The 12264-nt window shown below is 68.2% G+C and carries 13 protein-coding genes; 4 read left to right on the top strand and 9 right to left on the bottom strand.

Translation table 11 applies throughout. From position 1 onward, the window contains the following. From fliK to BDO18943_RS37475, 3 genes are all read left to right on the top strand, one after another. The coding region (gene fliK, locus BDO18943_RS37485) for a flagellar hook-length control protein FliK (protein WP_175026156.1) at positions 1 to 749 on the top strand (749 nt) is incomplete at its 5' end. Then, on the top strand, positions 746 to 1063 hold the full coding sequence (locus BDO18943_RS37480; RefSeq protein WP_006477526.1) for an EscU/YscU/HrcU family type III secretion system export apparatus switch protein: 318 nt from the start codon (positions 746 to 748) through the stop codon (positions 1061 to 1063). The genes fliK and BDO18943_RS37480, both read left to right, overlap by 4 nt. Before the next feature lie 268 nt (positions 1064 to 1331). Beyond that, entirely contained in the window at positions 1332 to 2066 is a 735-nt protein-coding gene (locus BDO18943_RS37475; protein WP_175026155.1) for a PepSY-associated TM helix domain-containing protein, read from the top strand. 112 nt (positions 2067 to 2178) lie between these two features. Here the strand turns inward: BDO18943_RS37475 and BDO18943_RS37470 are convergent, their stop codons facing one another. From BDO18943_RS37470 to BDO18943_RS37430, 9 genes are all read right to left on the bottom strand, one after another. Then, complete coding sequence (locus tag BDO18943_RS37470) at positions 2179 to 3204, bottom strand: XdhC family protein (protein ID WP_043184677.1); 1026 nt, start codon at positions 3202 to 3204, stop codon at positions 2179 to 2181. Positions 3205 to 3472: 268 nt separating this feature from the next. Continuing rightward, positions 3473 to 4879 carry an amino acid permease gene (locus BDO18943_RS37465; RefSeq protein WP_175026154.1) on the bottom strand — a complete coding sequence of 469 codons (1407 nt, stop codon included), beginning with the start codon at positions 4877 to 4879 and terminating at the stop codon, positions 3473 to 3475. Positions 4880 to 5109: 230 nt separating this feature from the next. Continuing rightward, a complete protein-coding gene (gene rqpR, locus BDO18943_RS37460; RefSeq protein ID WP_043184675.1) occupies positions 5110 to 5766 on the bottom strand; it encodes a response regulator transcription factor RqpR in 657 nt (218 codons plus the stop codon). A 7-nt stretch (positions 5767 to 5773) separates the two neighbouring features. Beyond that, positions 5774 to 6589, bottom strand: a complete 816-nt coding sequence (rqpS, locus tag BDO18943_RS37455; protein WP_175026153.1) for a quorum system sensor histidine kinase RqpS — start codon at positions 6587 to 6589, stop codon at positions 5774 to 5776. 415 nt (positions 6590 to 7004) lie between these two features. Continuing rightward, positions 7005 to 7775 carry a ferredoxin--NADP reductase gene (locus BDO18943_RS37450; RefSeq protein ID WP_043184673.1) on the bottom strand — a complete coding sequence of 257 codons (771 nt, stop codon included), beginning with the start codon at positions 7773 to 7775 and terminating at the stop codon, positions 7005 to 7007. Between the two features lie 234 nt (positions 7776 to 8009). Further along, positions 8010 to 8657 (bottom strand): LysE family translocator, encoded by a 648-nt coding sequence (locus tag BDO18943_RS37445; RefSeq protein WP_175026152.1) that lies wholly within the window; start codon positions 8655 to 8657, stop codon positions 8010 to 8012. 119 nt (positions 8658 to 8776) lie between these two features. Further along, on the bottom strand, positions 8777 to 9592 hold the full coding sequence (locus BDO18943_RS37440) for an endonuclease/exonuclease/phosphatase family protein (RefSeq protein ID WP_011353499.1): 816 nt from the start codon (positions 9590 to 9592) through the stop codon (positions 8777 to 8779). A 5-nt stretch (positions 9593 to 9597) separates the two neighbouring features. Beyond that, positions 9598 to 10086 (bottom strand): hypothetical protein, encoded by a 489-nt coding sequence (locus BDO18943_RS37435; protein WP_043184671.1) that lies wholly within the window; start codon positions 10084 to 10086, stop codon positions 9598 to 9600. 146 nt (positions 10087 to 10232) lie between these two features. After that, positions 10233 to 10952, bottom strand: coding sequence for a nitroreductase (locus tag BDO18943_RS37430; RefSeq protein WP_175026151.1), 720 nt, complete (start codon positions 10950 to 10952; stop codon positions 10233 to 10235). 230 nt (positions 10953 to 11182) lie between these two features. On the opposite strand from BDO18943_RS37430, the gene BDO18943_RS37425 reads away from it, so the two are divergent. Next, a complete protein-coding gene (locus BDO18943_RS37425; protein ID WP_043184670.1) occupies positions 11183 to 12163 on the top strand; it encodes an AAA family ATPase in 981 nt (326 codons plus the stop codon). Positions 12164 to 12264: the final 101 nt, after the last annotated feature.

Raw genomic sequence — 12264 nt, 5'->3', positions numbered from 1 at the left:
AGCTGCTCGCGCAGCGCCCGCCGTTGCCTGCAAGCGCGCGGACGGCGCCGCCGCCGGGTACGCCGGCCCAGGGCGGTGCGCCGGCTCGCGATCCCGCGCAGGCCCTGCCGGCGGGCGGGCGGCAGGGCACATCACTGTCGCCCGATATGGCCGATCTGCTCGGCGAGCGTCCCGATGCGCGCTGGACGCCCGCGCGCGCCGAACTGGCCACTGCATCGTCCGATTCGCAGGCACAGACGCAGACGCTTGCACCCGTACATCCGGCCGCCGTGCCGCTCGTCAGGCAGCAGCTCGACGCGCTCGCGACCGACCAGTTCCGCTGGACGGGCGAGGCGTGGCCCGGCGCGCGGCTCGACTGGACGATCGAACCCGACGATCCGGGCAGCCGCGCACCGCGCGGCGACGACGGCGCGGGCGACGGCATCGCCTGGCGCACGCGCCTGACGCTGACGTTGCCGTCGCTCGGCACGGTTGACGCGGAGCTGGTGCTGAACGGCACGCAACTGGTTGCGCGGCTGCGTGCGAACCAGACGGGCGCCGACCGTCTCACGCGGCACGAAGCGGCGCTGCGGCAGCGGCTCGAAGTGTCGGGGCTCAAGGTGGGCGGGCTGTCGATTCGCGCGGTCGACGACGGCCCGGACGGCTTCGACCTGTTTGCGGCTCAGGCGGCCGCCGCCGCATATGCGCGCGGCGCGGCCGGCGGCCCGGCGACGCGGGCGCCGGATGCCGATGACGAGGCGCTGCAATGAGCATGACGTCCCGCAAGCGCGCGGCCGCGCTCGTCTACGATCCGAAGGGCGGCGACGCGGCGCCGCGCGTGGTCGCAAAGGGCTACGGCGTACTCGCCGAGATGATCGTCGCGCGCGCACACGATGCGGGGTTGTACGTGCATACGGCGCCGGAGATGGTGTCGCTGCTGATGCAGGTCGACCTCGACGACCGGATTCCGCCACAGCTCTACCAGGCGGTCGCGGATCTGCTCGCGTGGCTGTACGCGCTCGACCGCACCGAGCCCGCGCCGGACGACGCCGCACCGCGCTTTCCGCTGCCGCCGCTGCGTTGACGGGCCGGCATCGCGCGATTCATTACGAAATACTGTCTCGGCCTTTCATGGTCATTCTGATGGTATTTTCGTTCTATTGATCGGCATCGTGGCGCAACGCATGCGCTTCGTCCGCATTTCCTCTCTCTTCGGACGCGCCGCCACGTACGCTGGCGGATTGAGCCGGCGATAGATTTGTGTAATGATATCCATTCTCATTTTCATGCTGCTCGGGCGGCGCGCATGCTCTGCGCGCCGCCCGTTGTTTTGAACGAATGGAAACTTTCGCGTGAACGCGCCCGAAACGATCACTCCGCCCAAGACGGGTACTTCCCGCGCGGGCGTCACCGTGCTGCACCCGGCGGCCCGCCCGCTGAGCGACGACGAACTGGCCGCGCGCCGCCAGCGTTCGCGCCGCGCGACCTTCATCAAGTGGCTGCGCAAGGTGCACGGCTGGGTCGGATTGTGGGGCGCGGTGCTCGGGCTGCTGTTCGGCGTGACGGGCGTGCTGCTCAACCACCGTGCGCCGCCGCTGAAGATTTCGACCGGCGAGCCGCAGGTGGAGGAGATGCAGATCGCGCTGCCGGATCCGGCGCCGAAGACGCCTGCCGCGATGATGAAGTGGCTGCAGCACGAACTGCATTTCGACGGCAAGCCGGGCCGCATGCGCAAGGAGCCCGCACAGCCCGTGGCGTGGGGCGATAAGAGCGTGATGCAGCCGGAGCACTGGCAGATGGGCCTGTTCGGTCCGCATCAGAACCTGCAGGCCGAATACTGGGTCGGCAACGGTTACGTCGCGGTGAAGCGCACGGGCAACACGTTCCTGACGACGCTGAACAACCTGCATCGCGGCGTCGGGATGAATCTCGGCTGGGTGCTGCTGATGGACACGATCGCGGGTTCGCTGATCCTGCTGTCGCTGACCGGCGTGCTGCTGTGGACCGAGCTGAACAAGCGCCGCATGGTCGGCGTCGTGCTGGTGGTGGGTTCGGTCGCCGCGGCGCTTGCCGCCGGCCTGACCTGATCGGCGGTCATCGCGCCGGCCTGGCGCTGGCGCGTGCCTTTTCGTCGGTTTTGTCCGCTTCGCGCGCTGCGGACGCGTACCCGGCGCGACCGCGCGCCGGCGTCGGCACCGCTCAGAGGCCGCAGGCCGCGCCGCTGTTCGCCGCGATCTCGCGTGCGGCCTTCGCGCCCTCGACCTGCAGGATCGTCGGCAGCGACACGTTGTTTTTCGCGGCGGTGATCTCGGCGAGGATCGAGATCGCGATTTCCGGTGGCGTCCGGCTGCCGATGTAGATGCCGGCCGGCCCGTGCAGCCGGCCCAGTTCCGCTTCGTTCAGGTCGAATTCGCGCAACCGCTCGCGCCGTGCCGCGTTGTTGCGCCGCGAGCCGAGGGCGCCCACGTAGAACGCGGGTGTCTTCAGCGCCTCCATCAGCGCGAGATCGTCGAGCTTCGGATCGTGCGTGAGCGCGATCACGGCCGAACGCGCGTCGAGCTTCATGTCGAGCACCGTATCGTCGGGCATCGTATGCACGACGCGCGTGCCCGGCACGTCCCACGCATCCGTGTATTCCTCACGCGGATCGCACACCGTTACCTGGTAGTCGAGCCCGACCGCGATCTGGCACAGATAGCGCGACAACTGGCCGGCGCCGATCACGAGCATCCGGTAGCGCGGCCCGTGGATCGTCACGAGCCGCTCGCCGTCGAACGCGAGCCCGTCGGCCGCCTGCGCGGGCGACAGCGAAGCACGGCCGGTCGCGAGCGTCATCGTGCGCGTGACGAGGCGGCCGGCCTCGACTTCCGCGCACAGCGCGGCAATCCCGCTGTCGCGCGTGAGCGGCTCGAGCACGAGCTGGATCGTGCCGCCGCAAGGCAGCCCGAAGCGGTGCGCTTCCTCGGCCGTCACGCCGTATTTGAGCGCTTCCGGACGCGCGTCGGCTGCGATCCCGCTAGCGTGCACGCGGGCGATCAGGTCGTCCTCGATGCACCCGCCGGATACGGAGCCGACCACGAGCCCGTCCTCGCGCACCGCGAGCATCGCGCCTTCGGGGCGCGGCGACGAGCCCCACGTCTTCACGACCGTCACGAGCAGCACGCGGCGCCCTTCTTCGAGCCAGCGTGCGCTGGATTTCAATACATCGAGATCGACGCTTTCCATCATCTTCTTCCTGTTGCCGGACGGCCCGCTGCCCGGGACCGTCGTTCGATGGCGGGATTATGAACCGCGCGGCGCGCACGCGCAGGCGGTGCGGTGGCGCGAGCGGGCCAATCCGGAGGATCGGGCAAGACATCGCGACGATCGGACAGCGATCGATCGCGGGAACGGCGCAGCGGCCGGGTCGGGGGAGGCGGTTGCCGCGCGGGGCCGGTGGTGGCCCCGCGGGTTGTCGCGCATCGCGCGCGGCAGGCGCGCGCGACGATGGCGCTCAGTGCGCGTCGTGGTGACCGTGCGCGAGCTTCGAGTGGTGGCGCGAGTACAGGAAGTAGATCACGAGGCCGATCACGAGCCACACCCCGAACGCGGCCCACGTGATGGGCTTCAGGTTCAGCATCAGGAACAGGCACGCCGCGACCGCGAGGATCGGCACCACGGGCACGCCGGGGCAGCGGAACGCGCGCGGCAGGTCGGGGTGCGTGCGGCGCAGCACGAGCACGGCGACCGACACCATCGAGAACGCGGCAAGCGTGCCGATGTTGATCAGCTCGGCGAGCACGTTGAGCGGCACGAGCGCGGCGATCAGCCCGAAGAACAGGCCGACGAGCCAGGTCGTCAGGAACGGCGTCGCGTAGCGCGGGTGCACGCGCGACAGCGTCGCCGGCAGCAGCCCGTCGCGCGACATCGCGAAGATCACGCGGGTCTGGCCGTAGCTCATCACGAGGATCACGGTCAGCATGCCGAGCACGGCGCCGAGATCGATGAAGCCCGCGACCCAGTTCTCGCCGGCAATCTGCAGCGCGTACGAAATCGGGTGCGAGATGTTCGCGTACTGGGCCGACGGCACGATGCCGGTCGCGACCGCGGCGACCGTCACGTACAGCACGGCGCACACCGCGAGCGACGCGATGATGCCGATCGGCAGGTCGCGTTTCGGGTTCTTCACTTCCTCGGCCGCCGACGACACCGCGTCGAAGCCGATGAACGCGAAGAACATCACGGCCGCCGCGCCGAACACGCCGTTCCAGCCGTGCGGCATGAACGGCTTCCAGTTCGCGGGCGTCACGTGGAACACGCCGACCGCGATCACGAGCAGCACGACCGACACCTTGATGAACACCATGATGTTGTTGATGCGGGTCGACTCGCGGATGCCGATCGACAGCAGCGTCGTGATCACGATCATCACGAGGAACGCGGGCAGGTTGAACCACGTGACGACACCCGGCACCGCGCCGGGCGCGGCCGTCAGCACGGCGGGCAGCGTCAGCCCGAAGCCCTGCAGCAGCGACTGCAGGTAACCCGACCAGCCGACCGACACGGCCGACGACGCGAGGCCGTATTCGAGCATCAGGTCCCAGCCGATGATCCACGCGACGAGCTCGCCGAGGGTGGCGTACGAATACGTGTAGATCGAGCCGGCGACGGGGATCGTCGACGCGAATTCCGCGTACGACAGCGCCGCGAGGCCGCACGCGATCGCGGCGATCACGAACGACAGCATCAGTGCCGGGCCGGCCTGCACGGCGCCGGTGCCGGTCAGCACGAAGATGCCGGTGCCGATGATCGCGCCGATGCCGAGGAAGGTGAGGTCGATCGCGCCGAGCGCTTTCTTGAGCCCGGCGGCATGCGCGCCGGCGATCATGCGATCGACGTTTTTCTTGCGGAAGAGAGACATTGCGGATGAATCGCCAGCGCGCGCGGGTGCGGTAGCGCTGATTGAGTGAAAACCCGTAATTTTAGCCGATTTGGCGCACAAAACCCGCTGCGGCGCAGCGGCGCGCTGCGAAATCGTCCGATAAAACAAGCGCTTGCGCGCCAGACGGGGGCCAGGGGGCCGCGGCGCGGCGTGCGCCGCGTCGCGGGATCGGACGAGTCGGTTGAATCAGTTGAATCGGGGCGGGGAGATCAGGCGCCGGCCGTGGGCGCCATGTCGACGAGCCGGTTGCTCATCACGTAGAACGTGAGTTCCGCGTTGTTCGACAGCCGCATCTTCTCGAGCAGCCGCGACCGGTACACGCTCACCGTCTTCACGGACAGCGACAGCGTGTTCGCGATGTCGGTGAGCCGCTTGCCCGACGCGAGCATGCAGAGCGTCTGGTATTCGCGGTCGGACAGCTTCTCGTGCGGCAGCGGCTCGTTCTCGAACGACACGTATTCGGCGAGCGCCTCGGCCATCGCGGGGCTCACGTACTTGCGGCCGGCCGCGACCTGCTGGATCGCGCCGATCATCTGCGCGGCATTGACCGTCTTCGACAGGTAGCCGGCGGCGCCGGCCTTCAGTGCGCGTACCGCGTACTGATCTTCGCGGTACATCGAGAACATCAGCACCGGCGTGCGCGGCAGCTTGCGCTTGACGCGCTTGAGCACTTCGATGCCGTTCGTGTCCGGCAGCGAGATGTCGAGCAGGATCACGTCGAATTCCTGCTTGTCGACGGCCGCCATCGCGTCGCCGCCGTTCTCGGCCTCGGTGACGTCGCGTGCGACGCCGCGGTCGATCAGCAACTGGCGGATCCCTTGCCGGACGATCGCGTGATCGTCCACGAGCAGGATGTTCAGGCTCATGACGACCTCACGAAAGCGACGCGCGGCGGGCCGCGGCGGGCACCGCGAGCAGCGAATCCCAAGCGAAGCGCGCGGTGACGCGCGTGCCGTGGCCGGTATCCGGCGTGGCCGTCTCGAAGCGGCCGCCGAACGCCTCGCAGCGGGCGCGCATGCCGGCGAGGCCGTAGCCGGTGCGGCGGCTTCGGGAGAAACCGGTACCATCGTCGGAGACAATCAGTGACAGATGCGTGCAGTCGGTGGCGATCCGCACGTCGACCGACGTCGCGCGCGCGTGCTTCGCGACGTTCGACAACGCTTCCTGCGCGACGCGGAACACCGCGAGTGCGCTGGCGCCGGCGATCTGCGTCAGGCGTGCGTCGGCTGCGCACACGAAGCTGGTGCGCAGGCCGGTGCGTGCCGCATGGGTGTCGACCCACGACGACAGCGCGCCGACCACGCCCGCGTCGAGCGCAGGCGTGTCGCGCTCGTCGATCAGCCGGCGATTCGCGTCGGTGGCGGCGTCGAGCGCCTGCTGAGCCAGCTCCAGCGCGCGCAGGCACCCGTCCGGCGCATCGGCCGGCAGCCACGTTTGAACGTTTGCGAGCGCGAAACGCGCGGCGGTGAGTTCGGCGCCGAGCCCGTCGTGCAATTCGCCGGCCAGGTGGCGGCGGGCCGCTTCGTCGGCGGCGAGCAGTTGGGCGGACAGCGCTGCGATCCGCGCGGCGGAGGTGGCGCGTTTCGACGCGGCGTCGGCGATGGGCGGAGTCGCGACGCAGCTCGGCACGAGCGGTTGCGACGGGAACGGGGCGTGGGCGCCCAAGGGCGCGTTAAGCGACGTATCCATGACTCTCCCTGCTGTCAGAAAGCGGTTCAGACACCGGCTGGCTGCGTGGATCGGCTGCCGTTTCGATGACGGTCGCCGCCAGAGAATCGCCCCCTGCCGAGGTAACAAAAGTTACGTCTTGTAACACTTGCATCCGACCCTTCCACTCTCATCCGAACGGCAACCACGCGCGGCGAATAATATCTCAAAATTTCTGAAAAGGTCATGTCGGGCGGACATTTAAGGGTAAATGTGAATAATCGGAATGAACGTGTTGTAGGAAAAACACTGACACCCGAACACCGGACGATGACGTATCCAAATGTAACTATTTGAGATGGGATGATCCCAATTTGTTACGAATTCGCCAAGTAGGGATGAAAAAAAACCGGAGCTTTCGCTCCGGTTCTTGATGACGCGCAAATTTGGGGATCGATCAGTCCACGAATGCGCGCTCGATCACGTAGTGGCCCGGCGCGCTGTTCTTGCCTTCGACGAGGCCGGCCTGCTTCAGCAGGTCGGTCGTGTCCTTCAGCATCGCGGTGCTGCCGCACAGCATCACGCGGTCGTTTTCCGGCGAGAACGGCGGCACGTCCAGATCGGTGAACAGCTTGCCCGTCGAGATCAGGTCGGTGATCCGGCCTTCGTTGTCGAACGCTTCGCGCGTGACCGTCGGGTAGTAGACGAGCTTTTCCTTGATGATGTCGCCCAGGTACTCGTGGCCCGGCAGGTCGTGCTTGATGAAGTCCATGTACGCGAGCTCGCCCTTCAGGCGGCACGTGTGCGTCAGGATCACCTTGTCGAAGCGTTCGTAGATGTCCGGATCGCGGATGATCGACATGAACGGCGCGAGGCCCGTGCCCGTCGACAGCATCCACAGCGTCTTGCCCGGCAGCAGGTTGTCGGCGACCAGCGTGCCCGTCGGCTTCTTGCCGATCAGCACGGTGTCGCCCACCTTCAGGTGCTGCAGGCGCGACGTCAGCGGGCCGTTCTGCACCTTGATGCTGAAGAATTCGAGATGCTCTTCGTAGTTCGGGCTGACGATCGAGTAGGCGCGCGCGAGCGGCTTGCCGTCGACCTCGAGGCCGACCATCGTGAATTCGCCGTTGTTGAAGCGCAGGCTCGCCTCACGGGTGCAGGTGAAGCTGAACAGCGTGTCGGTCCAGTGATGGACGGATTGGACGGTGGCGGTGTCGTATTTGCTCATGGCTTTGAAAACGGACGCGCGTAGCGAACGCGAGTAACGGGCCCAAAAACGGGCAAAAAAACCGAGTGCGTCGGCCCGATCGCGGATCGGCCGGCCGGCGCGTCGGACACGCGCCTTCTCGATGACAGACGATTGAGGAACTCGTTATTTTACCCTGTTGACGCGGATCGCGGGCTTGACCCCCGCGGCCGCGCGGATTTGGCGCAACGAATTATTTCAATCAGCTTTCGGTTTTCAGCGTTCGGCCGCGAGTTTCGCACCGAGGCCGACGAGCGCCACGCCGCACAGCGCGTCGAGCGGGCGCCGCACGCGCCGGTAGCCGCGTTGCGCGCGCGGGCTCGCGAACAGGTACGCGACGCACGAATACCAGCCGGCCGACAGCACGCCGATCGTCACCAGCACCGCGCCGTTGAACCACAGCGGCACGTGCGCGGGCAGCATCGCCGCGAACACGCTGGTCCAGAATGCACACGATTTCGGATTCGTCAGGCAGGTGAACAGGCCGCTGCGATACGCGCGCAGGTAATCGTGCGCGTGCGGCGCGGTCAGCGGTGCGCGTTCGTCGGGCGCGTCGGCCGGCGCCGCGTCGCGGCGGATGCCCGCGCGCAGCAGCTTGAAGCCGAAGTACACGAGGTACACGGCCCCGCCGATCCGGATCGCCTCATACAGCCATTCGACCTGGTGCAGCACGGCCGCGAGGCCGAGCATCGCGAGCGTCGCCCATGCGACCGACGCGGTGCCGACGCCGAGCGCCGACGCGGCACCGAGGCTGCGCCGCCCCGCGAGCGACAGTTGCGAAATCATGAAGAAATTCGGGCCGGGGGTGATCGCCGCAACGAGATAGACGACGGCGATTTGCAGCAGGATCGGCAGGTAGGTCATGGCGGCGCGGCCCGATGGCGGGCGCTGGCGGAAAGGGCGACCCGTTAATGTAGCGCGCGCCGCGCGGCCGCGCTTTGGCGGCGCGCAAGCGGGCTGAAATCCGGCCGATACCGGGAACGTTATTGCGGATCGAGGCGCAGGCGCGCGATGTACGGCAGGTGGTCCGACAGCCACGCCGCCTCGCCCGACGGTGCGCGCCATTCGAGCGGCGTCAGCCCGCGCACGAACATCTTGTCGAGCGCGAGCGCCGGCGAGAACGCGGGAAACGTGCGGCCCGATTCGCCGAGCAGTGTCGCGACCTCGGACAGCCCGATCTCGCCGAACAACGCGACCGAATCGTTGCGCCAGTCGTTGAAATCGCCGGCGAGCATCAGTGGGCCGTCGCCCGCGTTGCGCACGATCCAGTGCGCGATCCAGTGCATCTGGCGCAGCCGCGCGGCGCGCGTGAGCGCGAGGTGCGCGCACAGCAGCGTGACCGGGCGCGCACCCGCGAGCGTCGCGCGTGCGACCAGCAGCCCGCGCCGCTCGAAGCGGTGCGCCGAGATGTCCCAGCGGCCGCCGAGGTCGAGCGGATGCGGCGACAGGATCGCATTGCCGTGCCGCCACGACGGCTTGAACACGTTCGGCCCGAGCGCGATCTGCCAGTCGAGCGCATGTGCGATCTCGGTGGCCTGGCAGTGCCATACGTCGTCGACCGCGTCGTCCATCGGTGCGCCGAAGCCGGGCGCGAGCACGGGGCGCGGCATGCGGCGCGCCATCGCTTCCTGCAGGAAATACACGTCGGCGTGCGTCGACTGCATCCAGTTGCGCATCGCGTTCCACGCGGTGAAGCCGAGCGGCGAGCGGCCCTTGTGCAGGTTCCAGCTCACCGCGGTGAGTTCGTCGGGCGCGGCGTGCGGTTCGGCGAACGGCAGGGACAGGGCGTCGGCGGACATGACGCTCAATCCTTCGCGACGTGCGCACGCACGCGGTACACGAGGTGCGGATGCTGTTCGACGAGCGTCCAGTCGGTCCACGCGTCGCCACCGACCGTCAGGCCGGGATGGCTCGCGACGATTTGCCGCGGCGACGCGGGCAGGCACGGATCGGCCGGCTTTGCGCCTTCGTCGTCGATCGTTTCCTGCACGTCGAGCGCGAGCGACACGGTGTTCGCGCCGGCATCGACGGTGAGCGGCGCGACCGTCACCGAGCGCGAGCGCTCGGTCGGCACGACACGCGCGGCATTGCCGCAGCCGACCGGCACGGCGGAAGGATAGCGATGGGTATCGGTACGGGTCTGACCCACGGTGGTGCGTTGCTGGAACGTGTCGATGGTCTGACCGTCGCGCACCACCTGGATCTCCCACGCGACGGAGGCCGGTGCGGGGCTCTGTGCATGGGCGGCGAGCGCGACGCTCGCGAGCAGGACGGCCAGGCCGTGTTTCAGCATGAAACGTCTCCGGAAACGCGGAATAGCGGGGAACGGACGCACATCTTACGCCCGATCGTTTTCGATCGCGATGTGACAGGACGCGCCGCGGCAGGTTCGCCGCGCGATGCGGTCCTGTTCAAAAGGTAGGGCCGCGTCATGCGTTTTCAAGCGAAAAAGCGAGCGAACTCCGCGACGGGCGCGCGCTCGGTGACGAGGCGGTTCTCGATCGCATCCGGGTCCGCATGGCCGAGCGACATCCCGCAGACCAGCTGTTCGTTGGCGGGAATGCCGAGGTGTTCGGCGACGATCCGGTGAAACGGCACGAACGCGGCTTGCGGGCAGGTATCGAGCCCGCGTGCGCGGGCGGCCGTCATCACGCCCTGCAGGAACATCCCGCAGTCGAGCCATGCACCGTGCGTCATCACACGGTCGAGCGTGAAGAACAGCGCGACCGGTGCATCGAAGAAGCGGAAGTTGCGTGCGTGCTGCGCATGCATGCGCGCCTTCTCGTCGCGGCCGATGTTCAACAGGCCGTACAGGTCCCAGCCGACCTTGCGGCGCCGGTCGATATACGGCGACACCCATTCGCGCGGGTAGTAGTCGTACTCGGCGACGTATTTCTCGTCGCGCGCGGGATCGTCGTGGGCCGCGGTGAGCGCGGCGGCGAGCGCATCGCGCGTGGCGCCCGTCGCGACGTACACGCGCCACGGCTGGATGTTGGTGCCCGACGGCGCGCGGCTCGCGGCTTCGAGGATCGCCTCGAGCGTGTCGCGCGGCACGGGTGTCGGCAGGAACGCGCGGATCGCGCGGCGCGACGTGAGCGCCGCGTCGACGGCGCCGATCGCATCGGCATCGGCGCGCGGGGAAGCAGTGGGGACGGACATCGGCATACCTTCGGGACGGGGTCCGACGCGCCGCTCGGGCGCTGTCGGCAAGACCGGTGCGGCGGGTGGGTGAACCGACGATCATACGCCGCGGTGCGCCGGCGCGCAGCGCGCGCGGGGTGTTAGCAGCAGACGCGCGTGGCTGCTTGCTTGCGCAGGGATGCGGGATCGCTACACTGAAATCGTAAGGGTCTGATGGTCGTGTGACAGCAAGCGGCAGCGAGGTTGGTATGACGACGGCGATGGTGAAACAGGAACTGGCGGTGGCGTCCTTCAGCACGGTGTACGACCTCGAGCAGGTCGAGACGGCGCTGAGTGACCTGAACGAGAGCGCGAGCGACGCACTGCGCGCCACCTACGAGAGGATGCTCAAGACGGGCAATCTGCGCTTCTGCGTGAAGCCGAACCGGATGCCGTCGTTCGACGCGCTCGGCGAGGCGTTGCCCAATTTCGCCGAGCCGCTCGACGACGTGCGCAAGCAGGTCGCGCTGTGCCTCGAAACGGACGACCGGCTCGAACTGATGCCGATCCTGCTGCTCGGGCCCCCGGGCATCGGCAAGACGCACTTTGCGAAGGCGCTCGCGCAACTGCTCGGCACCGCGTACCACTACGTGCCGATGAGTTCGCTGACGGCCGGCTGGATCCTGTCGGGCGCGTCGTCGCAATGGAAGAACGCGAAGCCCGGCAAGGTGTTCGATGCGCTCGTGAACGGCAGCTACGCGAACCCGGTGATCGCGGTCGACGAGATCGACAAGGCCGGCAGCGACGCGCAATACGATCCGCTCGGCGCGCTGTACGCGTTGCTCGAGCACGACACCGCGCGCGCGTTCATCGACGAATTCGCGGAAGTGCCGATCGATGCGGGCAACGTGATCTGGATCGCGACCGCGAACGAGGCGCACGCGATTCCGGAGCCGCTGCTCAACCGGATGAACGTGTACGAGATCGAGCCGCCCGATGCGGCCGGCGCGCGCCGGATTGCGCAGACGATCTACGACGAGATCCGCACGTCGCATGCGTGGGGGCGGCGCTTCCCGGATACCCTCGGCGACGACGCGCTCGACGTGCTGGCCGCGACCCCGCCGCGCACGATGCGCCGCGCGCTGTTGCACGCATTCGGCGCCGCGCGGCTCGACGGCCGCGATGCGATCGGGCCGCGCGACATCCGGGCCGACGAGGGCGCCGCGAAGCGCCGGCCAATCGGCTTCTGACCCGGCGGCGCGCGCGCGGCGGCGGCATGCGCGCGCCGTGCCGCGCCGTGTGTCGACCGTCATGCACGGCGTCGTCACGATACGCTGCACGACCTTCGGCA

The sequence above is a fragment of the Burkholderia aenigmatica genome, assembly GCF_902499175.1.
Taxonomy (GTDB): domain Bacteria; phylum Pseudomonadota; class Gammaproteobacteria; order Burkholderiales; family Burkholderiaceae; genus Burkholderia; species Burkholderia aenigmatica.
Note: the sequence above shows the minus strand (reverse complement) of the source record. Positions and strands in the feature narration are given on the sequence as shown.

Coding starts and splice junctions, on each gene's coding strand:
- BDO18943_RS37450 (WP_043184673.1), bottom strand. CDS start 7,775: ATGAGCAAATACGACACCGCCACCGTCCAATCCGTCCATCACTGGACC.
- rqpR (WP_043184675.1), bottom strand. CDS start 5,766: ATGAGCCTGAACATCCTGCTCGTGGACGATCACGCGATCGTCCGGCAA.
- BDO18943_RS37430 (WP_175026151.1), bottom strand. CDS start 10,952: ATGTCCGTCCCCACTGCTTCCCCGCGCGCCGATGCCGATGCGATCGGC.
- BDO18943_RS37470 (WP_043184677.1), bottom strand. CDS start 3,204: ATGGAAAGCGTCGATCTCGATGTATTGAAATCCAGCGCACGCTGGCTC.
- BDO18943_RS37435 (WP_043184671.1), bottom strand. CDS start 10,086: ATGCTGAAACACGGCCTGGCCGTCCTGCTCGCGAGCGTCGCGCTCGCC.
- rqpS (WP_175026153.1), bottom strand. CDS start 6,589: ATGGATACGTCGCTTAACGCGCCCTTGGGCGCCCACGCCCCGTTCCCG.
- BDO18943_RS37480 (WP_006477526.1), top strand. CDS start 746: ATGAGCATGACGTCCCGCAAGCGCGCGGCCGCGCTCGTCTACGATCCG.
- BDO18943_RS37425 (WP_043184670.1), top strand. CDS start 11,183: ATGACGACGGCGATGGTGAAACAGGAACTGGCGGTGGCGTCCTTCAGC.
- BDO18943_RS37445 (WP_175026152.1), bottom strand. CDS start 8,657: ATGACCTACCTGCCGATCCTGCTGCAAATCGCCGTCGTCTATCTCGTT.
- BDO18943_RS37440 (WP_011353499.1), bottom strand. CDS start 9,592: ATGTCCGCCGACGCCCTGTCCCTGCCGTTCGCCGAACCGCACGCCGCG.
- BDO18943_RS37465 (WP_175026154.1), bottom strand. CDS start 4,879: ATGTCTCTCTTCCGCAAGAAAAACGTCGATCGCATGATCGCCGGCGCG.